The 18362-nt window shown below is 72.9% G+C and carries 8 protein-coding genes; 3 read left to right on the top strand and 5 right to left on the bottom strand.

Annotated features, from left to right (window positions below):
- Nucleotides 1–3 precede the first annotated feature (3 nt).
- The 3 genes from ACGFIE_RS25500 to ACGFIE_RS25510 are packed head-to-tail and all read left to right on the top strand — an operon-like array spanning nt 4 to nt 10603.
- Nucleotides 4–8346 (top strand): SDR family NAD(P)-dependent oxidoreductase, encoded by an 8343-nt coding sequence (locus tag ACGFIE_RS25500; RefSeq protein WP_393298980.1) that lies wholly within the window; start codon nt 4–6, stop codon nt 8344–8346.
- Complete coding sequence (locus ACGFIE_RS25505; RefSeq protein WP_393298933.1) at nt 8343–9509, top strand: acyltransferase family protein; 1167 nt, start codon at nt 8343–8345, stop codon at nt 9507–9509. The genes ACGFIE_RS25500 and ACGFIE_RS25505 overlap by 4 nt, the downstream gene beginning before the upstream one ends.
- Nucleotides 9510–9538: 29 nt before the next feature.
- Nucleotides 9539–10603 (top strand): methyltransferase, encoded by a 1065-nt coding sequence (locus tag ACGFIE_RS25510; RefSeq protein ID WP_393298935.1) that lies wholly within the window; start codon nt 9539–9541, stop codon nt 10601–10603.
- A gap of 51 nt (nt 10604–10654) precedes the next feature.
- On the opposite strand, the gene ACGFIE_RS25515 is transcribed toward ACGFIE_RS25510, so the two are convergent.
- The 5 genes from ACGFIE_RS25515 to ACGFIE_RS25535 form a co-directional block, all read right to left on the bottom strand.
- Entirely contained in the window at nt 10655–12199 is a 1545-nt protein-coding gene (locus tag ACGFIE_RS25515) for an MFS transporter (RefSeq protein WP_393298937.1), read from the bottom strand.
- Nucleotides 12200–12320: 121 nt separating this feature from the next.
- Nucleotides 12321–12935 (bottom strand): TetR/AcrR family transcriptional regulator, encoded by a 615-nt coding sequence (locus ACGFIE_RS25520; protein WP_363689570.1) that lies wholly within the window; start codon nt 12933–12935, stop codon nt 12321–12323.
- A 43-nt stretch (nt 12936–12978) separates the two neighbouring features.
- Nucleotides 12979–14451, bottom strand: coding sequence for an FAD-dependent monooxygenase (locus ACGFIE_RS25525; protein WP_393298940.1), 1473 nt, complete (start codon nt 14449–14451; stop codon nt 12979–12981).
- Between the two features lie 32 nt (nt 14452–14483).
- Nucleotides 14484–17531: an amino acid adenylation domain-containing protein gene (locus ACGFIE_RS25530; RefSeq protein WP_393298943.1), complete on the bottom strand. Its 3048-nt coding sequence runs from the start codon at nt 17529–17531 to the stop codon at nt 14484–14486.
- Nucleotides 17531–18361: a hypothetical protein gene (locus tag ACGFIE_RS25535; RefSeq protein ID WP_393298946.1), complete on the bottom strand. Its 831-nt coding sequence runs from the start codon at nt 18359–18361 to the stop codon at nt 17531–17533. The genes ACGFIE_RS25530 and ACGFIE_RS25535 overlap by 1 nt, the downstream gene beginning before the upstream one ends.
- Nucleotide 18362 lies beyond the last annotated feature (1 nt).

Raw genomic sequence — 18362 nt, forward strand, 5'->3', positions numbered from 1 at the left:
CCGCTGATGGCGACCGAGGAGAAACTGGTCGAGTACCTCAAGCGGGTCACCGCGGAGCTGCACGACACCCGCAAGCGCCTGGAACAGGCCCAGGACAAGGACCACGAGCCGATCGCGATCGTCGGCATGGCCTGCCGGTTCCCCGGCGGGGTCAGCTCGCCGGCCGACCTGTGGCGGGTAGTCGCCGACGGGACCGACGCGATGAGCGGCTTCCCGGACGACCGGGGCTGGGACATCGAGTCGCTGTACCACCCCGACCCGGAGCACCCGGGCACGTCGTACGTCCGCCAGGGCGGTTTCGTCGACGGGGTGACCGGCTTCGACCCCGCGTTCTTCGGCATCAGCCCGCGCGAGGCCGCCGGGATGGACCCCCAGCAACGGCTCGCGCTGGAGACGGCGTGGGAGGCGATCGAGAGCGCCGGCATCGACGCGGAGACCCTGCGCGGCAGCCGCACCGGCGTGTTCATCGGCGCGAACAGCGGCGAGTTCATGAACATCATGACGCAGGCCGAACCGGAGCTTCAGGGCTATCTGATGACCGGCGTGGCCACCAGTGTCGTGTCCGGCCGCATCTCCTACACCCTCGGACTCGAGGGCCCGGCCGCGACCGTCGACACCGCCTGCTCGTCCTCGCTGGTCGCCGTGCACCTCGCGGTGCGCGCGCTGCGCGACGGCGACTGCACGATGGCGCTCACCGGCGCGGTCACGGTGCTCTCCACCCCCGGGACGTTCATCGGGTTCAGCCGGCAGCGGGCGCTCGCCCGAGACGGCCGGTGCAAGGCGTTCTCGGCCGACGCGGACGGCATGGCCGCCGCCGAGGGCGCCGGCATGTTCCTGGTCGAGCGCCTCTCCGACGCCGTGCGGCGGGGACATCCGGTGCTCGCGGTCATCCGCGGCTCGGCGATCAACCAGGACGGCGCCAGCAACGGGCTGACCGCGCCGAACGGCCCGTCGCAGCAGCGAGTGATCCAGCAGGCGCTGGCCAACGCGAAGTTGTCCGCCGCCCAGGTCGACATGGTGGAGACGCACGGCACCGGCACTCCGCTGGGCGACCCGCTCGAGGCGCAGGCCCTGATGGCCACCTACGGCCAGGACCGGCCGGCGGGCCGCCCGCTGTGGATCGGCTCGGTCAAGTCCAACATCGGGCACGCGCAGGCCGCGGCGGGCGCGGCCGGCCTGGTCAAGGCCGTCGAGGCGCTGCGGCACCGGGTCATGCCCGGGACGCTGTACGCGGAACGGCGGTCTCCGCACATCGACTGGACCGAGGGCGACGTCGAGCTGCTCACCGAGGCCCGCCAGTGGGACCGGGGCGACGAGCCACGGCGGGCCGGGATTTCGTCGTTCGGGTTCAGCGGCACCAACGCGCACGTGGTCATCGAGGAGTACGACGCCCCCGCCGCCGCTACGTCGGAGTCCCCGAGCCTGCCCGCGGTGCCGTGGCTGGTGTCCGCCCGCAGTGCCGACGCTCTGCGCGCGCAGGCCCGCGCCCTGCTGGAGCACGAGGCGGCGGGTGCCGACCCGGCCGCGGTGGCCGCGTCCCTGGCCGCCGGCCGGTCGGCCTTCGAGCACCGCTCGGTGGTCGTCGGCACCTGCTCGGCGGAGCTGCTCGCCGGGCTGACCGCGCTGGCCGCGGGTGAACCCGCCGCAGGCGTGGTGCGCGGCGTCGCGGCCGAGCCGGGCAAGACCGTCTTCGTCTTCCCGGGCCAGGGCGGCCAGTGGGCGGGCATGGGCCTGGCGCTGGCCGAGGCCGACCCGGTGTTCCGGGCCCGCCTGGCGGAGTGCGAGCGGGCGCTGGCGCCGTTCATCGACTGGTCGCTGACGGCCGTGCTGCGCGCCGACGAGGACGCCCCGGGCCTGGACCGGATCGACGTGGTCCAGCCGGTGCTCTGGTCGATGATGGTGTCCCTGGCCGAGGTGTGGCGCGCGAGCGGAGTGACGCCCGCCGCTGTAGTGGGGCACTCCCAGGGCGAGGTGGCCGCGGCCGTGGTCGCCGGCGCGCTGTCGCTTGAGGACGGCGCCCGGATCGTGGCGCTGCGGTCGCGATTGCTGCTGGACATCGCCGGCCTCGGCGGCATGGCGTGGGTGCCGTCGCCGGTCGGCGAGGTCGAGGACCGGCTGACCCGCTGGTCCGGGCGGCTCTGCGTCGCCGCGGTGAACGGGCCGTCGGCGACTGTGGTCTCTGGCGACCTGGACGCCCTTGACGAGCTGGTGGCCGCGTACGACACCGATCAGGTCCGGGTGCGCCGCGTCGGCTCGTCCTGCGCCGGGCACTCGCCACAGGTGGACGTGCTCGAAGCACGGCTCGCCGAGATGCTGGCCCCGGTCACGCCTCGCCCGTGCGACGTCGCGTGGTACTCGACGGTCCGCGGCCGCTGGCTCACCGGGACCGAGGCCGACGCCGGGTACTGGTACGAGAACCTGCGCGAACAGGTCGGCTTCGGCTCGGCCGTCCAGGCCCTCGCCGGGGAGGGCTTCCGCCTCTTCGTCGAGTCGAGCGTGCACCCCACCCTGAAGATCGACATCGAGGACAACCTGGACCGGGCGGGCGTGCGCACCGCGCTGGTGGCCGGCTCGCTGCGCCGGGATAGCGGCGGCCCCGACCGCATGCTGGCCTCGTTGGCCGAGGTGTGGGTGCACGGCGGGAACATCGACTGGACGGGCCTGATCGGCCCCCGGCCCCGCGTCGACCTGCCGACGTACGCGTTCCAGCGCCGGCCGTACTGGCCCAAGGTCGCCGCCCGCGCCGTCGACGCCTCCGGGCTCGGACTGGCCGCCGCTGCGCACCCGCTGCTCGGCGCGGCCGTGGTGCTCGCCGACGGCGAAGGGGTGCTGCTGACCGGCCGGCTGTCGGTGCGCACCCACCCGTGGCTGGCCGACCATGCGGTGGGCAACCACGTGTTGCTGCCCGGCACCGCGTTCGTCGAGCTGGCCGTCCGGGCCGGGGACGAGGTCGGTTGCCGTCTCGTCGAGGAGCTGACCCTGGAGGCACCGCTCCTGCTGCCCGAGCGGGGCGGCGTGCAGCTACAACTGGCCGTGCGCGCGGCCGGCGCGGGCCGGCACGAGCTCACCGTGAACTCCCGGCCCGACGACGCTGCCCCGGACGAGCCGTGGACCCGGCACGCCACAGGTGTGCTGGCCACCGACGCGCCGCCGGCCCGGTTCGAGGTGGACTCTTGGCCGCCGGCCGGGGCGACCGCGCTGGCGCCGGCCGACGTCTACGACCGGGTGTCCGCGGTCGGCGTCGGCTACGGGCCGGCGTTCCGTGGCCTGCGCGCGGTGTGGCAACGCGGGAAGGAGATCTTCGCCGAGGTCGCCCTGCCCGAGGAGGGCGGGCCGGCCGACGGCTTCGCGCTGCACCCGGCACTGCTGGACGCGGCCCTGCACCCGCTCGCCGTCCGTAGCACCGCCGGGGACGGCGCGCAGCTGCCGTTCGCCTGGGCCGGCGTGCGGGTGCAGGCCACCGGCGCGGCCGCGCTGCGGGTGCGGTTGTCGCCCGGGGCCGGCAACTCGGTGCGGGTGGACGTGGCGGACAGCGCCGGCGTTCCGGTCGCGTCGGTGGAGTCCCTGGCCGTGCGGCCGCTGACGGCCGACGCCCTGGGCCGCTCCGGCGACCCGTTGCGCGGCGGCCTGTACCAGATGGACTGGGTGCGGGTGGCGGCCGCAGCGCCGGCACCGGCCGGGGCGACTTGCGTCGTGCTCGGCGCCGGCTCGGACGGGCTCGGATCGGCCCTCGAGGCCGCCGGCGCGCGCGTCGTGCCAGCCGGGGAGACCGTTCCGGACCTCGGCTTCTTGATCGTCGCGGGGGAAGAGACGCGGACGGCAACCGGGCAGGCGCTGGCCGGGGTGCAGGAGTGGCTAGCCGACGATCGCCATGCCGGGGTGCCGCTCGTGGTGCTGACCGAGGGTGCCGTCGCGGCGGGCGAACCGGCTCCCGCCAACCTGGCGCAGGCGGCGGTCTGGGGGCTGATCCGTTCGGCACAGTCGGAGAACCCCGGCGGGATCGTGCTGATCGACTCCGACGGCACGCCCGAGTCATGGGCGGCTCTGACGGCGTCGATCGGATCGGGTGAGCCGCAGATCGCGCTGCGGGGCGGAGTCGCGTACGTGCCCCGGCTCGCTCGTGTCCCCGCGCCGGAGGAGCCGGCGGATGTGTGGGGCGGGTCCGGCACGGTGCTGATCACCGGCGGCACCGGCACCCTCGGCGCGATTCTCGCCCGGCACCTGGTCACCGGCTACGGCGTACGCAATCTGATCCTGACCAGCCGGCGTGGTCCCGACGCCCCCGGTGCGGCCGAGTTGCGCGCGGAGCTCGCCGGGCTCGGCGCGGCCGTGACCATGGTCGCGGCCGACGCCGCCGACCGCACCCGCATGGCCACCGTGCTGGCGGACGTGCCGGCCGAGCATCCGCTGACCGGTGTGGTGCACGCCGCGGGCGCCCTCGACGACGGCGTCATCGGCTCGCTCACCCCCGAGCGGATCGACGCGGTGCTGCGGCCCAAGGCAGACGCGGCGGTCGTCCTGCACGAGCTCACCCTCGACCTGCCGCTGACCGCCTTCGTACTGTTCAGCTCGGCGGCGGGCGTCTTCGGCGGGCCCGGCCAGGGCAACTACGCCGCGGCCAACGCCTTCCTCGACGCGCTCGCACAGCACCGCCGATCGCAGGGGCGGCCCGCCCTGTCGCTCGCCTGGGGCCTGTGGGACGAGGCCAGCGGGCTGTCCGGCGGGCTCGACGAGAGCGACCGGGCACGACTGAGCCGGATCGGGGTCGGCCCGCTGTCCACCCCGACCGCCCTGGCACTGTTCGACGCGGCGTGCGCCGCCGGCGGGGCCACCGTCGTGCCGGTGCGGCTGGAGTTCGGGGCGCTCCGGGCGGCTGCCCGGCTCGGCGCGGTGCAGTCCATCCTGTGGGGCCTGGTGCCGAACGCGTCCCGCCGGGTCGTCGGCACCGACGCGGCGGCGGCCTCCGAGCTGCGGGACCGGCTGGCCCGGATGCCGGCGACGGAACATCTCCGCACACTGACCGACCTGGTCCGCACGCGCGTCGCGGCGGTGCTCGGCCTGTCTGACGCCGGCGCGGTGGACGACGAGCGCGCGTTCCGGGAGTCCGGCTTCGACTCGCTGACCGCGGTCGAGTTCCGCAACCGGATGAACGCGGCCACCGGACTGCGGCTGCCCGCGACCCTGGTGTTCGACTACCCGACCCCGGCGGTGCTCGCCGAGTTCCTGCGGGCCGAGCTGCTCGACGTGCCCGGGGCGGCGAACGTGTCCGTGACCGTCGCCGCCGCGGACGACGAGCCGATCGCCATCGTCGGCATGAGCTGCCGAATGCCGGGCGGCGTCAGCTCCCCGGAGCAGCTGTGGCGGCTGGTCGCCGACGGTGGCGACGTCGTCGCGGAGTTCCCGGACGACCGCAACTGGAACCTCGACGAGCTGTACGACCCGGACCCGGAGAAGCAGGGCGCGACCTACACCCGGCACGGCGGGTTCGTCGAGGACGCCACCGGGTTCGACGCGGCCTTCTTCGGGATCTCGCCGCGCGAGGCACTGACCATGGACCCGCAGCAGCGGTTGCTGCTCGAGGGCGCGTGGGAGGCGCTGGAGGACGCGGGCATCGACCCGGCCTCGGTCCGGGGCAGCCGGACCGGCGTGTTCGTCGGCCTCACCTACCACGACTACGGCATGCAGCTCCAGAACCTGCCCAGCGAGCTGGAGGGATTCGTCGGCACCGGGGTTTCGGCCGCGGTCGCGGCGGGCCGGATGTCCTACACGTTCGGCTTCGAGGGGCCGTCGATGACGATCGACACCGCCTGCTCCTCCTCGCTGGTGGCGCTGCATCAGGCAGGGCAGGCGCTGCGTCGCGGCGAGTGCACCCTCGCACTGGCCGGCGGGGTGACCGTGCTGTCCACCCCCGGCGTGTTCATCGACTTCAGCCGCCAGCGCGGCCTCGCCCCGGACGGCCGCTGCAAGTCGTTCGCCGACGCCGCCGACGGCACCGGCTGGAGCGAGGGCATGGGGCTGCTGGTGCTGGAGCGGCTCTCCGACGCGCGCCGCAACGGTCACCCCGTGCTCGCCGTCGTGCGCGGCAGCGCGATCAACCAGGACGGCGCCAGCAACGGGCTGACCGCGCCGAACGGCCCGTCACAGCAGCGGGTCATCCGGCAGGCGCTGGCCACGGCCGGCCTGGCGGCGGCGGACGTCGACGTGGTGGAGGGACACGGCACCGGGACCACGCTGGGCGACCCGATCGAGGCGCAGGCGCTGCTCGCCACGTACGGCCAGGACCGGCCCGAGGACCGGCCGCTGTGGCTGGGCTCGGTGAAGTCCAACATCGGCCACACCCAGGCCGCCGCCGGAATGGCAGGCGTCATCAAGATGGTGCAGGCGATACGGCACGGCGTGCTGCCCCGCACCCTGCACGTGGACCAGCCGTCGACCCACGTGGACTGGGCCGCGGGTGCCGTCCGGCTGCTCACCGAGGCGCGGGACTGGCCGGCGACCGACCGGCCGCGCCGGGCCGGGGTGTCCTCGTTCGGCATCGGGGGCACCAACGCGCACACCATCATCGAGGAGGCCCCGGCGGCGCCCCGGCCGGCCGACGACCCGGAACACCCGCCGATGCTCGGCTGGGCGCTGTCGGCCAAGAGCGCCGCCGCGCTGGCCGGGCAGGCCCGGCGGTTGCGCGACCACCTGGACGCCGACGTCGCCGGCCTCGCCTACTCGCTGGCCGCCACCCGGTCGGTGTTCCGGCACCGCGCGGTGGTCGTCGGCACTGGGCGCGACGACCTGGCCGCCGGGCTCGACGCGCTGATCGCCGGTGAGCCTGCGGACGGCCTGGTCACTGGCACGGCCCAGGCCGGCAAGCTGGCTTTCCTGTTCACCGGGCAGGGAAGCCAGCGGCTACGGATGGGACAGGGACTGTACGAGGCGTACCCGGTCTACGCGGCCGCGTTCGACGAGGTGTGCGCCGAGCTCGACCAGCACCTGGACAAGCCGGTGCACGAGGTGATCCTCAGCGACGCCGAGCTGCTCGGGCAGACCGGTTACACCCAGGCGGCGCTGTTCGCCGTCGAGGTCGCCCTGTACCGCCTGCTGCGCCACTGGGGAGTCCGGCCCGACTTCCTCGCCGGACACTCCATCGGCGAGCTGGTGGCGGCGCACGTGGCCGGCGTGCTCTCGCTGGTCGACGCGGCCACGCTGGTGGTCGCCCGCGGCGCGCTGATGCAGGCCCAGCCGGCCGGCGGAGCCATGGTGTCGGTTCGCGCATCCGAGAAGATCGTCCGCGAGGCGCTGGACGAGGTCGGCGGGGTGGACGTCGCCGCGGTCAACGGGCCGGAGTCGGTGGTCGTCTCGGGGCCGGAGGCGGCGGTCGGCGAGGTCGCCGGGCTGCTCGCGGCGCGGGGGCACCGCACCCGGCGGCTGGACGTCAGCCACGCCTTCCACTCCGCGCTGATGGACCCGGTGCTGGCCGAGTTCACCGCGGTGGCCGAGAGCCTGACGTTCCGGCCGGCGCAGATTCCGATCGTGTCCAACGTGACCGGCGCGGTGGCGAGCGACGCGGACCTGACCGCACCGGAGTACTGGGCCCGGCACCTGCGCGACACGGTGCGGTTCCACGACGGTGTGGCGGCGCTGCGGACCGCCGGGGTCTCCACGTTCCTGGAGCTGGGGCCGGACGCGGTGCTCTCGGCGATGGTGCCGGAGGGCTGCGCGGCGGTTCAGCGCCGCGACCGCGACCCGGTGGCGTCGCTGCTCGGCGCGTTGGCCGTGGCCCACACCCGGGGCGCCACCGTGGACTGGGCTGCCGTCGCCGGCGCGCGCGAGGTGGTTCCACTGCCCACGTACGCCTTCCAACGCGCCCGCTACTGGCCGGACTTCGCGGCGCCGGCCGCCCGCGAGAGCGGCCCGCTGTGGGACGCGGTGGACAGCGGTGACCCGGCCGCCCTGCTCGAGGTTCTCGGGCTGCCCGCCGACCACCGCCCCGAGGATCTGCTCGCCGCCCTGGCCGGACTCCGCGACGCACCGGCCCCCACCGGCGGCGATCAGGGAGAGGAAGACGAGTCGCCGTTCCACAGGCGCTTCGACGCCGCTGAGGACCGCAGGCTGTTCCTGGTCGAGTTCGTCCGCGAGCAGGCCGCAGCGCTGCTGAGCTTCGACTCGGCCGCCGAGATCGACCCGGAGGTGCAGTTCATCGAGTTCGGGATGTCCTCGATGTCCGCGGTCGAGCTGCGGAACCGGCTGGCGGCGCAGATCGGAGTCGAGCTCGCGCCGGACGTGGTCTACGAGTGCCCGACCGCGTCGGAGCTGGCCGAGCATCTACTACGACTACTGGAGGTTTCCCCCCGATGACCGCCACACTGTCCCGACTGCCATCCCTCACCGGCGTCCGGTTCGTCGCCGCGATGCTGGTCTTCCTGGGCCACATCGGCAACTCGCAGATCTTCTCCGACAGCTCCGCCCAGCACACCTTCGACCGGCTGTTCTTCCAGGGCGGCTGGACCGCTGTCGACTTCTTCTTCATCGCCAGCGGCTTCGGCCTCACCTGGGCGGCGCGGCCGGACGACACGGCCCGGACATTCTGGCGCCGGCGCTTCTTCCGGATCTACCCGAACTACGTGGTCGCGTTCCTGTTCGCCGTCCTCGTCGGCCATCTGGTGCTCCTGTACTACCGGAGCACCACCATGCGGATCTGGGACGGCCTCATCAACCTGCTCATGCTGCAGGCGTGGTCGCCGGACCAGCGCATCGAGTTCGGCGTCAACACGATCGCCTGGTCGCTGTCCGCCGAGGCGTTCTTCTACCTCTGCTTCCCGTTCCTGATCCGGCTGGCGCGGCGGGTCCCGGGCGGCGCGCTGTGGCCGGCCGCCGTCGCGCTGATGGGCGCGGTGTGGCTGGTGCCGCTGGTCGGCCGGCTGGTGGTGCCGGACCAGCCGCACAGCATGGTCGGCCCGGTGTCGGCGCCGCAGTACTGGTTCGTCTACATCTTCCCGGCGACTCGGCTGCTCGAGTTCGCGCTCGGCATCGCCATGGCGCGGATCGTCCAGACCGAACGCTGGCCCCGCCTCCTCGGCGTGCTCCCGGTGCTGGTGTTGCTGGCCGTCGCGTACGTCGTGCCGGACGTCACCGGGCTGCCGTGGTCGTATCGTCAGGTCGCCGTCACTGTGATCCCGGTGGCGCTGCTCATCCCGGCGCTGGCCATGCTCGACCTCAAGGAGCGGTGGTCGCCGCTGCGTGGTCGCGCCATGGTGTGGCTGGGCACCTGCTCGTACGCGTTCTTCCTGCTGCACGGCCGGATCATGGAGTCGTTGCAGAACTGGCTGGGCGGCGGCCCGTGGAGCACCCACGTCGCGATCGCGATGGCCGTGTTCATCCTCGTCGTCGCGGTGGCCGCGGCCGGCCTCCTCTACACGTACGTGGAGAACCCGATCCGCAAGCGGTGGAGCAAGCCGCGGCCCCGCCAGTCCGCTCCGGCCGTTGCCGCCCGCGAGCTCGTCCCCGAGCCGGGGATGTGATTCTCATCCACGACCAACGGAAGGTCACCATGACCCAAGGCACCGCAACCGGTCTCGACGAGGCCTATCGCAGCGAGATGAACCACATGCACGTGACTCGGCTGGCCGGCAGCGGCTGGTTCTCCCGTGCCCTGGCGGTCGCGGCCCGGCTCGGCATCGCCGACCTGGTCACCGAGCAGCCGATGACGGCCGAGGAGATCGCCGCCCGAACCGGCTCGGAGCCCCAGGTGATGCGCCGGCTCCTGCAGATGCTCAAGGTCTGGGCCGTGTTCGAGCGGGACGAGGAGGGCCGCTACAGCCTGACCGAGAAGTTCGCGCCGCTGCGCGAGGACCACCCGTTCTCGATGCGCAACTACTGCATCCTCATGGCGGAGACCTACGACGACGCCTTCGCCGGCCTGGGCGAGACCCTGCGTACGGGCGGCTCGGGTTTCCGGGCGGTGTTCGGCGTGTCGCTCTACGAGTGGCTCGAACGTGCGGAGAACGCCGAGACGGCGGCCATCTTCGACCGGGCGATGGCGGAGCTGTCCCGTCCGGTCGCGGCCCTGCTGGCGCGGCAGCGGGACTTCTCCGGGGTGCAAACGGTCGTTGACGTCGGCGGCGGCGGGGCGGGCATGGTGGCCGGCCTGGTCGCCGCCCATCCGCACCTGCACGGGGTGTGCGCCGACCGGGCCAGCGTCTGCGAGCGCGGCCCGCAGCAGCTCGCGAAGGTGCGCGGGGAGGACGTCAGCGCGCGGGTGAGCTTCCAGCCCGCGGACATCTTCACCGAGGTGCCCAGCGGTGGTGATCTCTACCTTCTCAAGAACGTCCTGCACGACTGGACGTTCGACAGCGGCGTGCGGATCCTGACGTCGATCGCCGAGGCGATGCGCCGCACCGGCGCCGCGTCCCGGCTGCTGGTGCTGGAGCCGTTGGTGGAGACCGACTTCGACGCCGTACGCGCGATGTTCCAGCGCGTGGTGTGCGAGGAGGGAACCGGCTTCACCCGCGCGGACCTGGAGAAGATGATCGAGGCGGCCGGCCTGACCGTGGTCTCCGTCGACCAGCTGGTCAGCAACCACACCGTGTTCGAATGTGAGCTCACCGGCGAGTGAGCACGAACAAGGGCGGGCCCGGGTGACCGGGCCCGCCCTTTCGCTGTGGTCCTACCGCGTCGGCCGGTTGTCGACCAGCGGCACCTCACGGATGAAGTACGCGGAAAGCAGCGCGATGGCGCCGGCCACCGCGGTGCCGATGGCCACGACGTGCAGGCCGTGGGTCACCGCCGCCGACCAGGCTGCCCGCACCGCCGGGGCCATCGAATGGAGTTCCTCCGGGTCCAGCCGGGTGCTGCCCGAGGAGAGCAGGTCGGCCGAGCCGAGCCTGTCGGTCAAGGTGTTGGTCAGGGCGCCGAGGTAGAGAGCCCCGAAGAGTGCCGCGCCGATGCCGCTGCCCATGGTGCGAGTCAGCGAGCCCATGCCCATGGCGGCGCCGATGTCGCGCGGCTCCACGCTCATTCGGATGATCAGGATCGTGTTCTGGATGAGGCAGCCGAGCCCGACACCGAGCGGGATTCCGACCAGGGAGGCGAGCATCGGGTTGGTGTCCGGCCCGAGCAGGAGCACCAGCAGCATGCCGACCACGACCCCGGCGCCGCCGATGATCGGCAGGATCCGGTAACGGCCGGTCCGACGGATGTAGGCGGAGCTGCGGTTCATGACCACCACCATGCCGACCATCATCGGGATCAGCAGGAAGCCGCTCTTGATCGGGTCGACGCCGCGGGCGCTCTGGAAGTACTGCGGCAGGAAGTTGACGGTCGCGACCATCGTCACGTTGAACGCGAAGCCGAGCACCTGGGCGAGCGAGAAGTTGCGGGTGCCGAACATCCGGAACGGCACCAGCGGCTCGGGTGCGCGGCGCTCGACGTGGACGAACGCCGCAGTGGCGACGACCACCACCGCGGTCAGCCCGATGATCAGCGGGGAGCCCCACGCGTACTTCGTGCCGGCCCAGCCGGTGACCAGGGTGAGGCAGACCACCGCTGCGGTGAGCAGCACCGTGCCGAGGTAGTCGATGCGCACCTTGGCCGCCTTCGGCCGCATCGGGACGTTGACCCCGATGACCGTGCCGAGCAGGCAGAGCAGCCCGAACGGGACGTTGACGTAGAAGATCCAGCGCCAGCTGAGCGAGCTGGTGATGACGCCGCCGACGAGCGGGCCGGCGATGAGCGCGATGCCCAGCAGCAGTCCGGTCCAGCTGGAGATCCGGGTGGACTCCTTGGGCGGCAGGAGCGCCTGCACCATCGCCACCGCGCCGACCAGCAGGCCGCCCGCGCCGACGCCCTGCAACGCCCGGAAGGCGATGAGCTCGCTCATGTTCTGGGCCAGGCCGCACAGCATGGAGCCGGCCAGGAAGACCGCCACCGACAGCAGGAACATGGTCTTGCGGTTGTAGAGGTCGCTGAGTTTGCCCCAGACCTGCGTGGAGGCGGCGATCGCCAGCGCGTACGACGTGATGATCCAGGTCATCGACTTGAGTCCGCCGAGGTCGCCGACGATGCTCGGCAGCGCGGTGGCGACGATGTAGCTGTCCATCATGCCGAGGAACATGCCGAACAGCGCGCCGGCGATCCCGAGCTTGAAGAAGCGAGGGTATGCCGCCGCCTGCTCCGGCGGCGGGGCCGTGGCGGCGGTGGTCGTCTCGGACATCGCGTCTCGCCCTTCTGTCGCATTTTGTTGCTGACTGGTCACTGTGAGTTGCTCCTGAGGGCAGGCGGCATTGCGGGCGCACGATGGCGCCCGCCTGCCGTCGAAAAGAGAAAGAGCCGGATTACGTGGGTGGTGGAGGAAGCCCTTCGGCGATGCCGTCGAACACCTCGCGCAGCACCCGCGACATCGCCACCGTTGGGTCGGTCTGCACGTAACGGTTCAGGACCGCGTTGACAGCGCCGATCGTGACGTTGGCGACGAGCCGTGGGTACAGATCGACCTTGGGGTCGGTGCCGGTGCGCTCGGCGATCGCCTCGACCAGGTCGTCGATGGTGTTGCGGGCCAGGGCGACCTGCATCTCGGGCGTCGCGTTGAGCTTGCGGATCTCGAGGATCTGCTCGTCGGTCGGCCGGCCGAACGGGACTCCGTCGTCGCGCAGCGGCTCGATCAGGGCCTCGGCGATCGCGGTCCACAGCGGTTCGGAAGCCGGGCGGGTGCGCAACAGCTCGGCACTGCGGTGGATGCGGTGATTGACTCGGTAGGCCAGGGCGTCGTACTTACTGGCGAAGTAGTTGCTGAACGTCCGCAGGGACACCCCGGCTCGCGCCGCGACGTCCTCCCGGACGAAGTTGTCGAGGCCGCGCTCGAACATCAGTTCGAGTGCGGCATCACTGAGGGCCTTGCGGGTGTCGAGCTTTTTGCGCTCGCGCAGCCCGAACGATGCTTCCTCCGGCATGGGAGCAACAGTACCCGCGCGATTGCCCTGAAGGCAACTTTGCCTACAAGGCAGTTCCGAACCAGGTCGTCAGCGCCGTCTCCAGGCCCTCGGTCGCGCCGTCCTCACCGGCCCAGGCGACGATCCCGTCCGGGCGCACCAGCACGCCGGTGAGCCCGGGACGGCCCGGACACTTGGTGGTCTGGGTCCGGACCCGGCCCATGGCGAGATCCCGCACGGCCGCCGACCCGGCGAGGTCGAGCAGCAGCCCGCCGCCAGCGGTCAGGTGCTCGCCGAGGCGGGTGCCGTCGGCGAACTCAAGGTCGGGGGCCGACGTGCCGGCGAGCGGGTGGCTCCCGAGGCCCGGATAGCGATGCCGGAGCCCGGACAGGCGGGTGGCCACGTAGGTGGCACCGTCCCGGGTGGCCAGCAGGCCGGTGACGACCTCGCGCAACGCGGCCGAGTGGGCGTCGGGGCGCATCAGGGCGGCCTGCGCGCGGGTCCACTCCAGCACCCACCCGGCGATCGGGCGGCGCTCGCTGGAGTACGTGTCGAGCAGGCCGCCGGGCGCCCCGCCGCGAATCGTCGCGGCCAGCTTCCAGCCCAGGTTCACCGCGTCACCGAGACCGAGGTTGAGCCCCTGGCCGCCGAACGGCGAGTGCACGTGCGCGGCATCCCCGGCCAGCAGCACCCGGCCGATGCGGTAGGTCGTGGCCAGGCGCGAGTTGTCGGTGTAGCGGGTGGCGGTCCGGACCTCGCCGATCCGGATCTCGGTGCCGCTGACCCGCCGTACGCTGTCCTCGATCTCGGCGGCGGTGACCGGTGCGTCGCGGTCGGCGGGCGGGCCGTCGAACTCGACGGTGACGATCCGCCCCGGCATCGGCCAGTAGGCGATCTGCCCGCCGGCCGCGGCATGCCAGCCGGGACGCAGGCCCCCGGCGTCGGCCAGCTCGACCACGGCCTGGCGGCCGGTGAGCGTGGGGCCGGTGCCGGTAAACGCGAACCCGGCGAGCTTGCGCACCGTGCTCCGGCCGCCGTCGCAACCGACCAGCCAGCCTGCCCGTACGCTCTCGCGGCCGAGCCGGACCGTCACGCCGCCGTCATCGGTCTCGAACCCGGTCAGCTCGACACCCCGGCGCACCACCGCGCCCAGGGAGATGGCGTGGTCCTCGAGCACCTGCTCGAGTCGCTGCTGCGCGACCATGAGCTCGCCGGCCGGACCGGTGTCGCGAAACGCCGGATCGCCGGTGTCGATCAGATCGCCGTCGATGGGAATCCCGGCGAACTGCCCGGCCGGCCGGGGGACTCCCGGGGGGCGCGTCCGGGCGAACGCCGGGCGCTGCCGGGCCAGGGCGGGCAGCAACCCGCGCCGGTACATCGCCTCCACGGTGGCCGTGCTGATGCCACCCGCCTTGATCGTCGGGTCGATCCCGGTACGCCGCTCCACCACCAGCACACCCACCCCGGCGAGCCGCAGCTCGCCGGCGAGCATGAGGCCGACCGGGCCGCCCCCGCAGATCACCACGTCGGTCTCCATGGCGCCGATCGTGGCGTACCTTCGGTGCTCGTTCAACTCGCGACGCCCGCACGGACCCGGTCGGCCAGGCCGGCCGGTGTCGGGTTGTCGAACAGGTCCTTCAGCGTGAGCCGCACCCCGGTGCTCTCGTGCACCTGCTGCAGCAGCTTGACCCCGAGCAGCGAGTGGCCGCCGTGGGCGAAGAAGTTGCTGTCCTCCTCGACGTCGCCGCGCTCGAGCAGCGTTTGCCAGAGGCCGGTCAGCGTGCCGGCGAGGTCGTCGGCGGCCCCGGCGGGAACGCCGGCGGGCGCCTCCCGGGCCGCCCGCAGCTCCTCCGCCCGCCGGCGCAGCGCCGGATGGTCCACCTTGTCGCTGCCGGTCATCGGGAGGGCCTCCAGGACAACGAACTCGTGGGCGACGGCCGAGTTGGGCAGCACCCGGTGCGCGTGCTCCCAGAGCTCGCCGGCGATGTCGGGGCGGCCGGGCGCGGTGACGAACGCCCACAGCGCGCCGTCGCCGCTGGGATCGCCGACCAGGACGACGGCGGCGCCCGTGACATCCGGATGGGACAGCAGGACCTCCTCCACCTCGCCCAGCTCGATCCGGTTGCCGCGCAGCTTGACCTGCCGGTCCATCCGGCCGAGCAGCTCCAGCCGGCCGTCGTGCGTCCACCGGGCCAGGTCTCCGGTGCGGTAGAACCGACCGAGGGCCGGGCTCTCGCCGAACCGCTGCCCGGTCAGCTCCGGACGGTCGTGGTAGCCGGCGGACAGGCCGGCGCCGGCGATGCACAACTCGCCGCGCACCCCGAGGGGCAGCGGCGCGCCGTCCGGCCCGGCGACGTGCACGCGCGTGTTGGCGATGGGCGTGCCGACGGTGATCGCGTCCTCGTCACCCGGCTTGACCACGCCGCCGGTCGACCAGACCGTGGTCTCGGTCGGGCCGTAGAGGTTGAACAACACGCATCCGGTCGCGGTCAGCCGGCGGGCGAGCGTCGGCGGCAGCGGCTCGCCACCGGTGATCACCGTGCGGCCGTCCAGCCGGTCGGCCACGTCGCCGGCGACCAGCCGCCAGGTGGTGGGCGTGGCCGAGACGATCGACACGTCGTGGCGGTCCAGCACCTCGGCGAGCACGGCGCCCCGGGTGCGAGCCTCGTCCGGGGCGATCACCAGCGTCCCGCCGGCGGTGAGCGGCAGGAACAGCTCCAGGGTGGACATGTCGAAGCTGAACGTGGTCACCCACAGCATCGAGCGGCCACGGGCGTCGAACGCGTCCGCGAAGTGCGTGACCAGGTTGGCCAGCGCGCGGTGGGTGATGCGGGTGCCCTTGGGCCGTCCGGTCGAGCCCGACGTGTAGATCAGGTAGGCCAGGTCGTCGGCGGTCACCGGCGGCTCGGCGAGCACCGTGGCCGCGGCCGGTGGCACGTCGTCGACGCCGACCAGTGGCAGCGCCCGCCGGTCCCCGGGCACCGTGACGCCCGGCCCGGCCAGCACGATCGCCGCGCCGGAGTCGTCCAGCTGGTAGGCGATCCGCTCCTCCGGATGCTCGGGGCTCAGCGGCAGATAGGTGGCGCCGGCCAGCCAGACCCCGAACACCGCGGCGACCAACTCGGGGCTGCGCGGGGCGAGCAGTGCGACCACGTCACCGCGGCCGACCCCGGCCTCGGCGAGCCGGTCGCGGGTGGCCTCGGCTGCGGCCCACAGCCGCCGGAGCCCCACCCGGCGGTCGCCGTCGACCACCGCCACCCGGTCCTCGGTCGCGGCGGCGACCATCTCCGGCACGGTGGTCGGCTCGACGGTACGGGCGGTGTCGTTGGCCGCGCCGATCACCTCGTGGTCGCGGTCCGCCCACACCGGTGTCTCGCCCAACGGCCGGTCCGGGTGCTCGGCCAGCGTGACGAGCAGCGCGTCGTAGCGGGCCAGCAGCATGTCCACGTCGGTACGGTCGAGGACCTCGGTGCTGAACCCGGCCCGCACCTCGATCTGGCCGGCCGCCGAGGTGACGAAGAACTCCAGGTCGAACTTGCTCGACCCGGTCTCGATCATGAGCTGCTCGGCGGGCCGGCCGTCGATCGTGAAGGTCGCCCTCGTCTCCGCGGGCGCGTAGTTGAAGGTGTGCCGGAACAGGTCGTTGCGCCCCGACCCGGCCGCCCGCGGCAGATACTCGAGGATCCGCTCGGCCGAGTAGTCCGCGTACGCCATCGCGTCGAAGAACTCGCGCCGGTTGAGGCGTACGAAGGATCGGAAGCTCTCCGCCCGGTGGACCGGTGTCCGCAGCACCACGACGTTGGCGTGATAGCCGATCGCCTGCTCCGCCTCGGGAGGACGGACGTTCACCGGCGAGCCGATCGTCAGGTCCGGGCCCGCCCCGTGCGCGGCCAGCAGCACGCCGTACGCCGCGGCAAGCACCACCGACTCGGGCGCCCGCAGGTCCCGCCGCATCCGGGCGACCGCGTCGCGGGCCCCGGCCGAGAGGGCGCGGGTCAGCACGTCACCGGCGAGCGTCGTCGTTGCGGGCGCCGGCTTGGCGCACCACAGTTCCAGCGCGGCTGGGTCGAACCCGTCGAACTTCGCCCGCCAGTACGCCTCGCTGCCGTCCCGGGCGGGCCGCTCGGCCCAGACCGCGACGGTCCCCGGATCGGGGTCCTCGCCGGTCGCCAGCGCGTCGTAGCGCGCGACGAACTCGGCCAGCAGCACGGCCGAGGAACGCCCGTCGAAGTTCGCGTGATGCACCGCGACGCAGACCGCGTCCACCACGCCCCGGGTCACGTGCGCGGCCCGCACCAACAGCTCGCCGTCCGGCCGGAAGGGCCGCGCCACGAAGGCGGTGAGCCAGTCGGCCAGGTCCTCGCCGTCGAGCTCGGCCCGGACCACCTCGACGCGGGCGCGTTCGGCAGGCAAGGTCTCGCGGACCAGGCCGTCCGATGACTCACGGAACACCCGGCGCAGCACCTCGTACCGGCGGACCAGGCCGTCCACCGTCGACTGGACGAGCTCGGGTCGCAGCCGGCCGTCGACACGGAAGGTCATGTTCAGGTTGTTCACGCCGGTGCCCGGCACGATCTCCTCGAGCAGCCACAGCGCCTGCTCCTTGGGGTCAATCATCATCGCTCCAGAAGCTTGTCGACGGTCTGCGCCACCTCGCTGGAGCGCAGGAGCTCGGTGTGCTCCTCGGCGAAGCCGATCTCGTCGGAGACCAGCGGGCCGGCGCCCATCTCACCGGTGCGCCGCAGCCGGTTGAGTCCGCTGTCCGGGCTGGTCGAGCTGAGCGCGGTGGCGCCCAGCCAGGCCGGGCGCGGGTCGAGGTCCTCGGCGATGCTGAGGTACGACAGGAACGCGCTGAACAGCTCCAGCATCTCCTGGCCGTAGCCTGGGTCGAGCCCGGCCCGCTCGAACGCGCCGTTGGTGAACCGGCGGAACTCGCCGAACATCTCCCGGGAGTACCGCCGCACCGAGATGTCCTCGACGCTGGCCAGCTCGCCGAGCTTGGCGTGGATCTCGGCGATCTCGGCCTCCGCCAGGACCGTGTTCAGCATCGTGAGGACCTTCGTCAGCTGGTACTGGATGGTCACCAGCTGGGTCTGCTCGGGGTCGAGGAGGATGAGGGCGGGTGGGCTGCCCTGGAACCTGGCCACCCCGTCGGCGAGCGCCGCCCCGTAGACCCCGCCGAGGCAGAAGCCGAGCACCGCGCGTACCGGCAGGCCGATCTCGCGCACCGGGGCCAGCCACGACTCGAGGTACTCGCCGGCATCGACGGGGGAGTCCGGGGCGACCGGCGCCGGCGAGATCAGCCAGTAGTTGCTGTCATGCCGCAGCATCGGCACCAAGTCGGGAAATCCGGCCTCGGCCCGCCCGGTCGTCTGAAAGTCGGCGCAGAGGACGACTTCCTGTGACGTCGAGTTGCGCAGTGCCGTCCACGTGCTCTTGAGGTTCATG

This window comes from Micromonospora sp. NPDC049275 (assembly GCF_043197115.1).
GTDB lineage: Bacteria > Actinomycetota > Actinomycetes > Mycobacteriales > Micromonosporaceae > Micromonospora.